This is a genomic window from Nocardia sp. CC213A (assembly GCF_030766805.1).
Lineage (GTDB): Bacteria > Actinomycetota > Actinomycetes > Mycobacteriales > Mycobacteriaceae > Nocardia > Nocardia otitidiscaviarum.
In genome coordinates this window covers 401,373-415,265 of the sequence record NZ_JASFXA010000004.1, presented here as the reverse complement: position 1 = coordinate 415,265, position 13,893 = coordinate 401,373, and the positions used below count along the sequence as shown (strand labels likewise).

The window sequence follows — 13,893 nt, the reverse complement described above, 5'->3', positions numbered from 1 at the left end:
ATCAAAGTATGAAGCTGAGTGTGAGCCTGACCGAAGAGGATCTGGCGACGCTCGATGCGGAAGTGTGTCGAGCCGGGCTGCCTGGCCGATCCGCCGCTGTGCAGAAGGCGATCGCGCTCCTGCGCGCCCGTGCGCTGGAGGATGCCTACGAGCAGGCGTGGGACGAGTGGGAAAGTTCTGACGAGGAGTCTGTGTGGTCGGCTGCTGCTGATGACGGGCTGGCGTGATGCGGCGCGGGGATATCGTACTGGTGGACTTCGATCCGGTTCGGGGCAACGAGGTCGCCAAGCGGCGTCCAGCCGTTGTCGTCAGCAATGATGGCGCCAACCGGCGGGCGGTGGAGCTGGGCCGTGGCGTCGTGACGGTCGTACCGGTCACCAGCAACGTCGAGAAGACATTCCCCTTTCAAGTTCTACTCGAAGACGTTCCAGGTTTGCGGGTGCCCTCGAAGGCTCAAGCCGAACAAGTGCGGTCGGTATCCGTGGAGCGGGTCGGCCGAGTTCTGGGTCGCCTTCCCGCAGGTACGGTGACAAGGCTGGATCGGGCACTCAGGCTGCATTTGAACCTCTGAGCTGTTGCGCCACCGTACCCCTCCGCCGCGCCCATCCCGCATTACCGGCCGGCAGGGAAATGGCCAGCCGCTCAGCGGACCATCTCCGCGGCGGCCGCCGACGCCGGACGCGATCCGGCGGCGATCACCCGCATGGCACAATTGGTCGGCACCATTACCGACGCCCCCGGCCCGGTGACGCTGCGCGGCGAGGAGCCCATCCGCACCGATGCCGCCGGCTGGTCCCGCATCCTGGCGGACCTGGCCCGTGAGTCCGGATTCGACACCTTCGTCTACTGGCCCGAATCCGAGGACGAGACGCAGCTGCGCCGCTGGATCTCCGAGGTGGTGCCCGCCACCCGGGACCTGTGTGCCTGAATCTCCGGGGCTTAGAACCGGATATGCCGGATGCCCACTCCGGCCCGCCGCAGCCGGGCGCGGAGTCGGCCGTCGGTATTCGGCGTGAGCCGGAGTCCGCAGGATTCGGCTATTCGATCGGCCACCTGCGTGACCCCGATGTCGTCGGTGTGAATGTGCTCGGCGAACTCGGTGTCTCGGAGCGCGTCCAGGCAGCGGTCCACATTGGCGGCGGCGAAGGTGTCGCCGCGCAGACCGAGTCGGATCAGGGAACGCTCCCGCAGGCGCTCGAGGACGGTTTCGCGACTGGCCAACAGCGCGAAGTGCTTGACGTCATGGCCGGTTTCGCGCAGTCGGCCGACCGTCTCGGCGAAGTAGGCCGGGTTCACTACGGTCATCGGGGCAATGACGGGTCCGTCGTGCTCGTTCAGCACCAGATCCAACACCTCGAACACCCCCTGTCGCCAGGCGGGCAGGTCCTGGAAGTCGCCGCGCAGCGCGCGTGGCATGGTCCGGTGCAGCCCGAACCCGACCATTTCCGGATCGCACACCACACTGCCGGGCAGGCGGCGATGGAGTTCGTATGCGGTCTGGGTCTTGCCGCCCCCGAAGGGGCCGTTGATCCACACGAGCATGACCGCCACAGTACCGAGGGAACGGGTTGCCGCGCGGTCACGCCGAATCCGGGGTCAGCCTTCCAGCAGCAGCGTGACCGGGCCGTCGTTGACCAGCTCCACCTGCATATGCGCGCCGAACCGCCCGGTCGCGACCGTCGCACCGAGTTCACGCAGGGTGGTGGCGAAGGCGTCGACCAAGGGTTCGGCCACCGATCCCGGAGCAGCGGCCGACCAGGAGGGCCGACGACCCTTGGCGGTGTCGGCGTAGAGGGTGAACTGACTGATGACGAGAATGGGCGCGTCGAGATCAGCGGCGGAGCGTTCACCATCGAGAATGCGCAGCCGAAACAGCTTGTCGGCCAGAGCTTTCGCGGTGGCCCCGGTATCGCTGTGGGTGACGCCGACGAGCGCGACCAGGCCGTGCGGCGCACCGTGCCCGGCCGGATCGATCCGACCCACCACCTCACCGTCGACGGAGACCGCCGCCGAACTCACCCGCTGCACCAGTACTCGCACGGAACCCGATCTTTCCATCCCATGCGCGTCGATCGTTCACGCGGCCTCGACGACGAAGCTGGCGACCGTGGTCGCGCTGCCGCCGATATTGACGGTGGCGTAGCGGCGGGCTCCGGGGAGTTGGTACTCGCCCGCTTGGTCGGTGACCTGCCGGTAGGCGTCGAGGAGCATGCGGACGCCGGTCGCGCCGACGGGGTGGCCGATGCCGATGAGGCCGCCGCCGGGGTTGATCGGGGTGGTTCCGTCGCGGGCGATCGCACCGGATTCGATGGCCTTCCAGCTCTCGCCGGGCGGGGTGATGCCGAGGTGGTCGATGGCGAGGTATTCGGACATGGAGAAGCAGTCGTGTACCTCGATGCCGTCCACCTCGGTGATATCGGTGAGGTGGGCGCGGTCGAGGGCGTCGCGCACGGTCTGCCGCAGGTGCGGGAACACGTAGGGGTCGTCGACGGCGGCGCGGAGTTTGGCGTTCAGGGGGAGGCCGACGGTGCGATGCCCCCAACCGGTGATCGTCGCGTACGGCACACCGCCACGCCGGTCCAGGAACCGATCCGAGACCAGCACCACGCCCGCCGCCCCATCGGTCATCTGGCTGCAATCCTGGCGGCGCAGCATCCCGGCCACCGGTGGGTTGGCGGTGTCGTCGGCGGTGAAACTCTCGGTCGTGAACGACCAATCGCGGGTCTGAGCCAGCGGATTGGCGCGGGCATTGCCGATATTGAGTTCGCTGATCGCGCGCAGGTGGGCGGCGTCGAGCCCGTACCGGCGGTCGTATTCGTCGGCGATGGCGGCGAACATGGTCGGCCACACGAAGTCGGTGTCCGGTTCCTCGTGTCCGGCCCAGGCGGCGGCTCCCAGATGGCGGGCGGCCTGCGCGCCGGGCACCGTCTTCTCCAGTTCCGCGCCGAGCACGAGCGCACAGTCGTAGCGTCCGGATTCCAAGTCGGCCATGGCGGCCAGCACGGCCATACTGCCGGAGGCGCAGGCGGCCTCGTGTCGGCCGGCGGGTACGCCCCACAGTCCGGGCAGTACGGTCGCGGGCATGCCGCCGAGCTGTCCCTGCCCGGTGAACAGCTGGCCGAAGGCATTGCCTACGTGCACGACGCCGATATCGGACGCGTCGATCCGCGCGGCTTCCAGTGTGCGCGAGATATTCTCACCGATCAGCGCGTCGAACTCGCGGCCGGCCCGGTGCCAGTTGACGGCGAAATCGGTCTGGCTACCACCGAGGATGTGAACAGCATTGGTGGACATGTGAACTCCTAATCCTGGGCGGCGAGAGTGTCGCGCAGCTCCCGCCGCAGAATCTTGCCGACCGGGTTGCGCGGCAGCGCCTCGACGAGCTCGAGCCGTTCGGGCAGTTTGAACGAGGCCACCTCCAGTGCCCTCAGGTGTGCGACCAGATCGGCGAGCGTGACGGTGGCCCCGGCCGCGGGCACCACGAAGGCGCAGCACTTCTCACCGAGCACCGGATCCGGATATCCGACGATCGCCACCTCCGCCACCCCGGGATGATCGGTGAGCAGCCCTTCGATCTCCGCGGGCGCGATATTCATCCCGCCTCGAATGATGATCTCCTTCGCCCGGTCCACGAATCGCAGATACCGTCCGTCCTCGCCGCAGAGCTCGAAAATGTCACCACTGCACAGGAATCCGTCCGCGTCGAACGGTTCCGCGGCGGCGGTGCCCGGCAGGTATCCACCGAATACGGCCGGGCCGCGCAACCGCAGCTCACCCCGTCCGCCGGGTTCGGTCACCGTCTTGCCGGTGGTGAGATCGACCAGCTTGACCGCCGTGCTCTCGGCCAGCCGCGTGGACCACCGCACCCCGGGCGCCCCGTAGTGCGGCAGATGCTGCGCCCGCATGGTCGGATCCGGAATGTCGGCGGGCGCGCCGAGCAGGCATACGCCCTCGTTGGACCCGAAGTAGTTGAGCACCTCGATTCCGAATTCCTCCTGCCAGCGGCGCACCACACCCGGTGGCAGCGGCGCCCCGCCCGAGCCCACTCGCCGCAGCGAGCCGAGGTCGGTGCTCGCCCGCAGCGCGTCGTTCTGCACGAGCATGGTGAGCAGCGCGGGCGGCATGCTGGTGTGGGTGACGCGGTGCTGGGCGATCTGCCCGAAGAACACCGGCAGGTCCAGCGGTTGGTGCTGCACCAGATGCCCGCCCACCAGCAGCCACGGCAGGAACGAGCCCGCGAACCCTGCCATGTTCACCATGGGAAAGGGGTTGAGCACCACCGCGTCCGGGGTGAGTTGGAGCCCGTCCTGCACTCCGCGCGCCATGGCCAGCCAGTCCCCATGACAGCGCGGCACTCCTTTCGGCGCGGCCTCGGTTCCGCTGGTCCAACAGATGGTGACCCGGTCGTTGACCGTCACCGCCAGCCCGGACTCGTACTCACGCACCCGCTCTCGCGCCGCGGTGTCCGTCTCGTCCAGGACGACAGCGCCATTCGCCGCATCGGGTCCGAATGCGAAGACGGTCCGCACCACCTCGCCCGCCTCGAGTGCGAGCTTCCGGTCGGCCAGCCGCCCCACCGTGATGACGGCGGTCGCGCCGGTGGCGGCCATGATGCCGGAGAGTTCGTGCCGCCGATAGGAGGCGGGCATGGGGGTGGCCACCGCGCCGAGCCGCCACAGCGCGAAGTACACGGCCGTGAGCGCCACCGAGTTCGGCAGCAGGACGGCGACGGTATCACCCTGCCGAACCCCGTGCGCGAACAGCACACTCGCCAGATCGAGGGTGTAGTCGTCGAATTCGCGCCAGGAGAGGGTGCGCGGCGCGGCGCCGGTGAGGTCGGCGAGATTGGCCGGATCGCTGACGGCCGCCGCATCGGGTGTCGCGTCGACTCGTCGCCGCAGCGCCTGCGGCAGCGTCTCCGGTTCCCACCACCCTCGGTCGAGGTAGTGGCGGACGGTCTCGTCGGGGTGGCAGGTGGGGATGGGGCGGGGTGACTCGGACATCGTTGTTCCTGAGGGGGAGTGGTGACTAGTGGAGACGTCGCAGCACCATGGCTGCACCCAAGCCGAGGGCGGCGGGAATGGTGACGAGTGCGAATTCGCCGTCGATGCGGGCGAGTTCGTCGAGAGCCTGGGCGATGAGGATCCCTCCGGTCGCACCGAGCGGATGGCCGACCGCGACCGCGCCGCCGTTCGGATTCACCCGCCTCGGATCGAGCCCGAGTTCGCGGGTGAGCACCAGCGGGGTGACGGCGAATGATTCGTTGACCTCCACCACATCGAGGTCGGCAGCGTCGATACCGGCGCGGCGCAGTGCTTTCCGAGCGGCGGTTACCGGTGCGGTGAGCAGCGGGGAGCGGACGGCGGTCTGCGCGGTGCCGACGATCTGGGCGAGGGGTCGGCGGCCGAGGGTGTCGATGGCGGCGTGATTGCCGATGACGACCGCCGATGCGCCATCCGCCAATTGCGGTGCGGTCGCCAGGGTGTGCAGTCCCGCCGCCGGGCGGGGTGCGTCCGGCAGCCGGCGCGCGACCCGATCCCAGCCCGCATCCTCCCCGAACAGCGTCGGCAGCGCCCCGAATTCGGCTGTGCTGGCGCCGGGCCGCGCGCCCTCGTCGGCGTAGAGCAGGACGGTGCCGCCCTTGCGGGCCGGGATCACGGAGCGGGATACCGTGGCGGCGGCTCGACGATGGGACGTCACCGCGTAGGCATCCAGTTCTTCCCGTTGGATCCCGTATCCGGCGGCGGTCAGATCCGCCGAGACCCCGATGGTCACGAACCCGGTGCGTTCACCGAGGTCCGCGTCGGTGGCGATGGCGGGCCGGTCCGAGAGCATCGGCACCCGCGACATCGACTCGACCCCGCCCGCCACGATCACATCGGCGTATCCGGCCGCCACCCGCGCCGCCGCGCTCTCGATGGCGTCCAGCCCGGAACAGCACAGCCGCGACACGGCCCCGCCCGGCACGGAATCCGGCCACCCGGCCCACAGTTGGGCGGCGCGGGCGATATCTCCGGCCTGCTCACCCGTCGCGGTGTTGACCCCGACGACGACATCGTCGACCATTTCCGGTGGGCAGCAGCGATTCTCGAGCGCCGTCAGCAACTGGCCGAACATCTCGTACGGCGGCAGTTCGGCGAGGGTGCCCCCGGTTCGGCGCACCCGCCCGCGCGGCAGTCGCACCGCGTCGTAGATGTAGGCGTCAGCCACGACCCACCACCTGCGTCGCGACCGCCCCGGCCACAGCGTGGAGCGGCTGGTCCGCGGCTCCCGCGCCCGGCCCCGGGGTGGAGACCCGTGTGCGCTGGTTCGGCGATGGGCTCGAGCCTCGGGTGCTCTTGCCCGGCGGTAGGCTCGCCGCTCGGGTGTGCCTGTCCGGTGGTGGGTTTGGGATCGAGGCTCCGGCACTCCTGCGCGGCGGTGGGCTCGAGGCCCGCGTGCGCTTGTCCGGCGGTGGGTACGCGGCTCGGGTGCGTGTGTACGGCGGTGAGTCCGAGGGTCGCGGGCTCTTGCCCGGTCGTGGCCCCGTGGGCGGCGTCCCGGTGTGGGTCGGTATCGAGCCGGTGTCACACACCCTTGACCTCCGTGAGTATTTCGAGGGTACGCAGACCCGCCGGGTCGTCGGCGGTGGTAACCGGGACGATGACCACTTCTTCGGCTCCCGCGTGCCGGTAGGCGGCAATGCGGTCGGACAGCGTGGCCGGGGCGCCGAACGCACCGACCGCGTCGGCGAGGCGGTCGGGTACTGCGGCCGCCAGGTCGCGGGGATGCGCACCGGAGTGGGCCAGCCGCACCGTGTCACCGAATCCGGCGGCGGTGAACATGGCGTCGTAGCCGGGTGCCCGCAGGTAGGCCACCAGGCCGCGTCGCACGGTCTCGTACATTTCCGGCGTGGGATGAGCCGCTGCCGTCACCCAGACCGACAGTGCTGGACAGGGCCGTCCGGCACGGGCCGCGTGGGTGCGGACGGACCGCGCGCAGCGCGAGACCTGCTCGGGCGTCACCAGATTGAGCACCACGCGGTCCGCCGTCCGTGCCGCGACGGCCAGGGCTCGATCCCCGAAGGCGGCGACGGTCAGTTCGCATCGGGGTGCGGGCAGGCGCAGTCGATAGCCGTGCGTGCGTTCGGTCTGCCCGTCGAAGTCCACCTTCGCGCCGTCCACGAACCCACGCACGATTCGCGCCGTGTCCTCCAGATGCTGCGCGGTACTGCGTCTTTCCCGCCCATGCCAGTTTCGGACCACCACGGTGCTGGAGGTTCCGAGCGCGACCCCGACCTGTCGCCCCGTCAGCGCGGCCACGCTGGCCGCGCCCATGGCGATGGTCGCCGGAGTGCGCACATCCACCGCCAGCGGCCCGAGGCACAGCGGAATCCGGCCGGGCGCCGTGCCGATGGCAGTGGCCAGCGCGAAGGCGTCGAAGGTGGCCATCTCGCCCACCCACAGCCGCCGGTAGCCGAGCTTGTCGGCGGTCTCGGCCACCCGCAGCGCGTCCATGGCGCCGCGATCCTGCCAATACGGCAGGCTCACACTGAGTCTGGTGCTCATGCGACCGGTCGCGCCGCCGCGCGCATGCGTTCCCCGCTCACCCAGGTGGCGTGGAAGCCCAGCGGTACCCGCACCGGCAGCCCGAGTCGGCAGACCGGGCCGGCCGCGAGGTCGGCGGCGTCGAAGACCCAGACCTCGCCGAGCCCGGTGTGCGCGTTGTGCGCGAACATGGTGAGCCAGGCATCGTCCTCCCCGTCGCTGTCGGCGCGCGGCACCACGGTCAGCTCACTGCCGAAGATCCCGTCGCCGAAGGGCTGGGTCTGCTTGGCCCCCGTCAGCACGTCGTACTTGATCACCGCGTCGAACAGCATGGTGCGGTCCACCGACAGCCGCATCTGGTATGACCAGCGTCCGCGCCGCCCGGTCACTCCCTGGTCGATGGCCGGGAATTCGGTGTTGACGTCGTCGAGCGGCTCTTCGACGGTCGCCCCGGTCCGCAGGTTGAACCGATACCGGTACAGCGTCGCCTCGGGCCGCAGATACGCGAGCAGTTGCGCGAGCGGATGCGTCCGGTCCGACACCGGGCTGGGGCGTGCCACCCGGCAGGCCACCATGACGATCTCGTCGCCGTCCTCCCAGGCATTGACGGTGTGGTAGATGTATCCCGGCTTCGCCTCGAACCACCGCACTCGCGCGCCGTCTCCGTGTCGCGGCAATACCGCGAAGCGGGAAGGCAATTCGCGATCGAAGAAGAGCTTGAACCGGCCCGCCGCCGCGGCTCGCGGATCGTTGTACAGCGGCAGATCCATGAGAATCGACCAGTTCTCGGTGATCGCCATATCGTGTGGCAGTCGCGGCCCCGGCAGTTCGATTCCGGTGTAGTGGGTGACCAGCCCTGACGGATCGGCGACGCCGTATCGCAGGTAGGGCGCATTGATCCCGTAGTCGAAGAACACGAATTCCTCCGTGCGCTCATCGACCTTCGCGTGCGCCGACACCTCGCCCGGCAGCGTGCCCCCGAACTCGTCCGTGCCGCGTGTCTCCAACGTGATCGGGTCCACCGCATAGGGTTTGCCCGCCCGATACCACAGCGCCAGCAGATTCCCGTGGTGGAACACCACATCCGTATTCGCCGAGTTCCGCTCCCGCCGATCCCCGGCCGGATTGCCCTCCCACGGCTCGATCACGCCGCGCCACAGGGCGGTTCCCGCCGCCCGCTCCGCCTCGAACTCCCGGGTCCGCACATACCGATTGCGATAGGTGGCCTTCCCCCCGTCGAAATGCACCGCGTGCAGCATCCCGTCCCCGTCGAACCAGTGGTAGCGCCCCAGCGGGGCGAACTGCGGGTTCGGCCCGTTGCGCACATACACGCCGTCGAGGTCGGCGGGCAGTTCCCCGGCCAGCACCGGCAATTCGGTCGCGGTAACCTCCTCGGCCGTCGGCGAGTACGGACCTTCGAGATAGGGATTCGCCAGGGCCTCGGCGGCCGGTGCGATGAGTTCTTCCCTGAGCGTCATGGGAGTGCCTCCGAATGCGGCCGGGCGATCCCGTCCGCGTATCACTACAGTTAATGAAGTGATACGCGTCTCAATCCGTCGTGTCAACCCCCGGCAAGGGCTCGAAACGCACGGCAGTGCGGCCCAGTCGCGCGTCGCACCCGCGGCAGCGCAGCGCGGGCAGCAGCGTTTCCCCGCAGTCCAGATGCCGTATCCGGATCCCTGATTCGGGCCCCTCCGGATACGCCAGATCCGCCCAGGCCAGCAGGAACGCGAACACCCCGAAGAGCCCCCGCCCCCGGGGCGTCAGCCGGTACTCCCGCCCGCCCGCATCCTCGGGCCGCCACAGCATGCCCGCCTCGCACAATCGGTTCAGCCGCTCGGTCAACGTGGTCGGTGACATCCGCAGCACCTCCCGGAACTCCCCGAACCGCCGCACACCCGCCAGCGCCAACCCGGTCACCGCGGCACTCCAGCGGTCCCCGATGGCTTGCATGATCTCGTCGAACCGCACGTCCGCCCGCGCACCGGCGGCCCCCCGGGAAGACCGCCGCCGCCCGGAGGTCAACTGCCACAGCACATCCTCGACCAACTCGACCGCCGTGTCATGGGTGGTGACCCCGCGCCCGCACGCATGGCACATGAGCATCGGCGGCCCCCGATGCCCACACGCCTCGTGCACGAACTCCGGCAGCCGCGCCCCCTCCGCGGTCCACTCCCGCTGCCATGCCCACACGCACACCAGAATCTCCCAGGTCGCGAGCCCGAGCTCGGTCAGTCGATACTCGTGCCGATCCATCGTCCCCGCCCGCGGCACCCGCGCGAGCACCCCCGCCTCGACCAGCGCGCCGAGCCGCGCGGTCAGCACGGCGGGCGGCGCCCCCGTGTAGTCGAGCCACTGATTGAACCGGCACGCCCGCTGCGTGAAGGCATAGCGCAGGATCGTCAGCGTCAGCCGATCACCGAGTAGATCGAAGGTCGCAGCCACCGGATTGCTCACAGTGTAACGGTAACAGTTGCGATTCATTAACTGTACTAACGTTCGAGCCTGTGTGGCGGCGTTCGGCAAGGCGGCGGGAGGGGTGTGGCCAGCGGTGCGACTTCGCTCGACGCAGTTCTCAATTTCCTTGTGCCCCATGGGAAATTGACGGAACTAAGCTGGTTTGGCACTGAGCTGATCTGGCAGGACGACGGAGGCGACCGATGGCACCTGAGAACACCTTCAACTCCGACTGGGACAGCCTCACCTCCGGAGCGGAGCATTCGGCGGGCTGGCTGAGGTTCGATCCGACGGCGGTCGAGGACGCGGTGGAGCTCTGTTCGGATATGGTGCGGCAGTTCCGCTACTTCCGCAGGATGGCCGAGGACGACAAGCTCGACAACCTGCCGAAGATCGGCACGTTGACCTCCGGTGACCTGCTGGCGCAGAAGCTCAGCGATCAGGGGACGGAACTGCTCACCGCGTTCGACAATCACATCGCCCTGCTCACCGATATGGCCGATGCGTTCGTGGCCGCGGGCAAGGCGTACATCGCGACGGAGACCGACAACGAGTCGGCGTTCGCCAACCTGAATCTGGACGACGCGAAGATCACACCGGGTGTCGCGGACCTCAACCTGGAACCGTCGGCGCGGCAGCCGGAGTCGCACTCCTCCACCCATGTCCAGTCCCGCTACGATCCCGCCGAGCGCCCCGGCGAACTGAACGACTACGACGGTGCGAGGCGATCCGTGGATCTGTCCCACCGCCACAAGGACTCCATGCAGTGGCACGAGCTCTACGATCTGGGGCAGGCGATGGACATCGCGCCATTCGGCGCGGCGGCCGGTGTCTGGTACGACATGTCCGGCTGGCTCGATGAGCGACTGGGGAACTTCCGCAATGAGATTCAGCGGTTGGACAGCAAGTGGTCCGGCGTCGGCGCGGAACAAGCCAGGCAGGCGGTCCAAGCCTATGTGACCGATACCAGGCAGCTCACCGCCGCCATGAAGGTGGTCGGCCTCAATCTCGACTACACCGCGGACTGGATGGCGTGGACATCGCAGACCATGCCGGATCAGCGCGAGGTCGACGACAAGATGTGCGAGGACACCCTCGGCAAGTATCGAGGCTTCTACCAGCGCGACTATGTGGGTCCCGCCGATGAGACAGCCTCGGTGCTGGCCATCATCGAGTCGCCGACCGTGACTTCGCCGACCGTCCCGGAGCGGCCGAGCGACCCGACCGAGCGGAACCCGGAACGAGAGCGCTCCGCCGCCCGCGATCAGCCCGGATCTCCGACGAGCCCGTCCGGGACGACGAGCTCGTCCGGAACAACGGGTACGCCGGGTATACCAGGTGCGTCGGGCCTATCAGGTGCGTCGGGTACATCAGGTTCGTCGAGCCCGTCCGGGGCGGGCGCGCCGGCTACTCCGCCGCGCCCGACCCTCGCGCTGACGTCGAAGGACAAGCCCACGTCACCGGCCGCGCAGACCCTACCGACGAAGCCAACCACACCGGCCGCGCCGACGAAGCCAACCACACCAACCACACCGACCGCGCCGGGCGAGCAGACCGGCCTCGACCACGCGAGCAGCCCCGGCGATCCCGCCCAGCTCGTCGGCATGCTGTCCGCATTGGCCTTCGCCGCTTCCCCCGCGCTGACCCAGCTGACCTCGCAGTCGCCGACGATCGCGCGGCAGGTCGAGACCGCCCTCGCTCGAGCGGACAACGCTCGGATCGGCGAACTGCTCGGCGTGCCCGAGGAGCAGGTCACCCAGGCGTTCGCGGAGCTCGAGCAGTCCCCGGAGAAGCTGTCTCAGCTGGGGCAGCTGCTCGGTCTGGCACCGGCCGCCGAACAGCAACCGGTGACTCCGCCCACGGCGTCGCCGGACCACCCGGCCACAGCCGCGGCCGTGCCCACACCAGCGGCCGGACAGGTCGCAACCGCACCGTCCTTCACGAATCTGTTCGATCGTGCCGGTCTCGACGGCGGCGGTCTGGAACCGGCGGTGGGCATGGTCGAGGAGGGCGGAGTCGTGGCGGCAGCCGATCGGGCGTTCGCCCCGGTCGAGCCGGTGGAATCATGTCGTGACGGGAGTGGAAGGTCGGCGGCGGCGGTGGAGCGCGAGGTATGAGATGGGAGTTCACCGACGTCGAGTTCAAGGCGCTGTGCGACCGCCACCTCGACGGATTCATGCCCCCGCCACTGGTATTCACCAGCCGCACGCTGGGCGCCGACGAATTCGATCGCGAACTCATGGAAGCGGGCGCGCGACTGGCGGAGCGGGTCGGCCCCGGCTTCGCCTCGGTATTCGAAACGGTCGTCCGGCCGGAGGTGCGGGTCTACTCCAGCACCTGGAGTGACGGCGATATCGGCAACCCGCGCAAACGTATTCGCGTACATGGTGCGCGTCGGGGTCGGCGGGCGGTGTTGATCACCCAGCTGCCCGGTGAAACCGTCTACCACAGTGGCGGTTACACGCTGACCGAATGTGGGCCCGAGGCGCTCGCCGCCCGGATGGTCGCCGAGCTTCCCCCTGCCGAGGCGGCGCGGGGACCCAGCGTGCCGATAGTCATCGACGGCGCGCGCGAGCGGGCGGACGTCGGAGCGCGGTCGTACATCCTCGACCCGTTCGACGACACGATGGAACCCAGCAGCGCGGCGTGGTGGGCCGAACCGGCCGAATGGAGCGGTGCCATCCAGGTGCTCCAGGCGCGGTCGCAATACGGTCCCCGGGGAATCGCCGAGAGCACCATGCTCTGGCGAGACATTCCGGACGATGGCCGCTATCTGATCGACTTCGCCGAATCCGAGCCGCGGGCGGTGGGCGCGAATGCCGGAACGCTGGCCGAGCACATCGAGCAGCACGTCGACCGTATCCTCCGCCACATGGTGGAGCACGGCGAAGAGGTGCAGTGACTCCGCGAAACCCGTTCCGCACGGCGCTGATTCGCCGAGACGACACTCGTCGTTCAAGTTGTCGACGCTATCGGTTCGCTCGCGCCTGCGACCGTGCAACGGGTACCCGCCGAGCAGGTACCAGCACGGCCCGCGCGAGCACCAGGAGCGAATGCGATGACACAGCCACTCGAGGTGTACACGGAGCAGCTGCGTAATGCCGCGACCGCGACCGGCACGGTGCAGACCAAGCTCGACTCGGTGCTGACCACGCTGAAGGCGGCGATCAACGGTCGCGGTGAACCGTGGGGCGACGACGAGATCGGCACCAACTTCGCCGACGACGCGAACGGCCAGGACGGCTACCGGACGACGCGGGACGACTACCTGACCAGCCTCGCGAATATGGCGACCACCTTCGAATCCTTCTCAGCGGGGCAGACCAAGGCTGCCGACTACTTGGAGGCGCAGGACAAAGCCAACGGCGACCAGTACCGGTAGCCACGAAAGGCCTGCTCTCCCATGGTGAACGACAATGCCCGCGCCGAGATGCATTCGCTGCTCGAAGAGGTGCAGCAGCAGTTCGCGGATATCGCCCGGCTGCAAAGGGAGCGAGCGCGGCTCACCGCCAGCGCCAGTGCGCGGAAGGGGCGGGTGACCGTCACCGTGAATGCCGACGGTGCGATCGTGAAGACGAAGTTCAGCGCGGATATCGACGACCTGGACTACAGCGAGATCGCCGACGCGGTCACCGAGGCGGCGCAGCAGGCTTTCACCGAGGTGTCACGACGCGGTCAGGAGCTCATGGGCCCCCTGCGCGATCGCCGGGCACGGTTGCCGAAGCTCTCGGACCTGATCGAGGGCCTGCCCGACGTCAGCGAGCAGATTCCCGTGGCGCCACCGGTTTCCATGGCCGATCCGGATGCCCGGCAGCGCCGCGTCGAGGTGGATCCGCTGTCCGCCGACGAATCCCGCGCTAACGATCGTCCGAGTACCCCCGGGGCCACCGAGACCAGCTGGTGATCTCGG

The 13,893-nt window shown here is 68.9% G+C and carries 15 protein-coding genes; 7 read left to right on the top strand and 8 right to left on the bottom strand.

Translation table 11 applies throughout. The features are described from left to right. The first annotated feature begins 8 nt into the window (after positions 1-8). From QJS31_RS10280 to QJS31_RS10270, 3 genes are all read left to right on the top strand, one after another. Positions 9-227 carry a ribbon-helix-helix protein, CopG family gene (locus QJS31_RS10280; RefSeq protein ID WP_282777865.1) on the top strand — a complete coding sequence of 73 codons (219 nt, stop codon included), beginning with the start codon at positions 9-11 and terminating at the stop codon, positions 225-227. Beyond that, entirely contained in the window at positions 224-571 is a 348-nt protein-coding gene (locus tag QJS31_RS10275) for a type II toxin-antitoxin system PemK/MazF family toxin (protein WP_282777867.1), read from the top strand. Before QJS31_RS10280 ends, QJS31_RS10275 begins: the two co-directional genes overlap by 4 nt. 132 nt (positions 572-703) lie before the next feature. Next, positions 704-928 (top strand): hypothetical protein, encoded by a 225-nt coding sequence (locus tag QJS31_RS10270; protein WP_306356531.1) that lies wholly within the window; start codon positions 704-706, stop codon positions 926-928. Positions 929-939: 11 nt separating this feature from the next. Here the strand turns inward: QJS31_RS10270 and QJS31_RS10265 are convergent, their stop codons facing one another. The 8 genes from QJS31_RS10265 to QJS31_RS10230 form a co-directional block, all read right to left on the bottom strand. Next, positions 940-1,542 (bottom strand): AAA family ATPase, encoded by a 603-nt coding sequence (locus tag QJS31_RS10265; RefSeq protein WP_306356530.1) that lies wholly within the window; start codon positions 1,540-1,542, stop codon positions 940-942. Positions 1,543-1,596: 54 nt separating this feature from the next. After that, complete coding sequence (dtd, locus tag QJS31_RS10260; protein ID WP_029923655.1) at positions 1,597-2,040, bottom strand: D-aminoacyl-tRNA deacylase; 444 nt, start codon at positions 2,038-2,040, stop codon at positions 1,597-1,599. Positions 2,041-2,076: 36 nt separating this feature from the next. Further along, positions 2,077-3,294 (bottom strand): acetyl-CoA acetyltransferase, encoded by a 1,218-nt coding sequence (locus tag QJS31_RS10255; protein ID WP_282777873.1) that lies wholly within the window; start codon positions 3,292-3,294, stop codon positions 2,077-2,079. Between the two features lie 8 nt (positions 3,295-3,302). Beyond that, on the bottom strand, positions 3,303-5,003 hold the full coding sequence (locus QJS31_RS10250; protein WP_282777875.1) for a class I adenylate-forming enzyme family protein: 1,701 nt from the start codon (positions 5,001-5,003) through the stop codon (positions 3,303-3,305). A 25-nt stretch (positions 5,004-5,028) separates the two neighbouring features. Further along, positions 5,029-6,210 (bottom strand): acetyl-CoA C-acyltransferase, encoded by a 1,182-nt coding sequence (locus QJS31_RS10245; RefSeq protein WP_282777877.1) that lies wholly within the window; start codon positions 6,208-6,210, stop codon positions 5,029-5,031. 356 nt (positions 6,211-6,566) lie between these two features. Further along, a complete protein-coding gene (locus QJS31_RS10240; RefSeq protein WP_306356529.1) occupies positions 6,567-7,547 on the bottom strand; it encodes an LLM class F420-dependent oxidoreductase in 981 nt (326 codons plus the stop codon). After that, positions 7,544-9,004 (bottom strand): carotenoid oxygenase family protein, encoded by a 1,461-nt coding sequence (locus QJS31_RS10235; RefSeq protein ID WP_282777881.1) that lies wholly within the window; start codon positions 9,002-9,004, stop codon positions 7,544-7,546. The genes QJS31_RS10240 and QJS31_RS10235 overlap by 4 nt, the downstream gene beginning before the upstream one ends. Positions 9,005-9,074: 70 nt before the next feature. After that, entirely contained in the window at positions 9,075-9,983 is a 909-nt protein-coding gene (locus QJS31_RS10230; RefSeq protein WP_306356528.1) for a helix-turn-helix domain-containing protein, read from the bottom strand. Positions 9,984-10,186: 203 nt separating this feature from the next. Here QJS31_RS10230 and QJS31_RS10225 point away from each other — a divergent pair, with 203 nt between their 5' ends. The 4 genes from QJS31_RS10225 (at position 10,187) to QJS31_RS10210 (ending at position 13,887) form a co-directional block, all read left to right on the top strand. Then, complete coding sequence (locus tag QJS31_RS10225) at positions 10,187-12,100, top strand: hypothetical protein (protein WP_306356527.1); 1,914 nt, start codon at positions 10,187-10,189, stop codon at positions 12,098-12,100. Further along, positions 12,097-12,885, top strand: coding sequence for an ESX secretion-associated protein EspG (locus QJS31_RS10220; RefSeq protein WP_306356526.1), 789 nt, complete (start codon positions 12,097-12,099; stop codon positions 12,883-12,885). The genes QJS31_RS10225 and QJS31_RS10220 overlap by 4 nt, the downstream gene beginning before the upstream one ends. 156 nt (positions 12,886-13,041) lie before the next feature. Beyond that, positions 13,042-13,365, top strand: a complete 324-nt coding sequence (locus QJS31_RS10215) for a hypothetical protein (protein ID WP_282777889.1) — start codon at positions 13,042-13,044, stop codon at positions 13,363-13,365. A 21-nt stretch (positions 13,366-13,386) separates the two neighbouring features. After that, positions 13,387-13,887 (top strand): YbaB/EbfC family nucleoid-associated protein, encoded by a 501-nt coding sequence (locus tag QJS31_RS10210; protein WP_282777891.1) that lies wholly within the window; start codon positions 13,387-13,389, stop codon positions 13,885-13,887. The last annotated feature ends 6 nt before the right edge of the window (positions 13,888-13,893 follow it).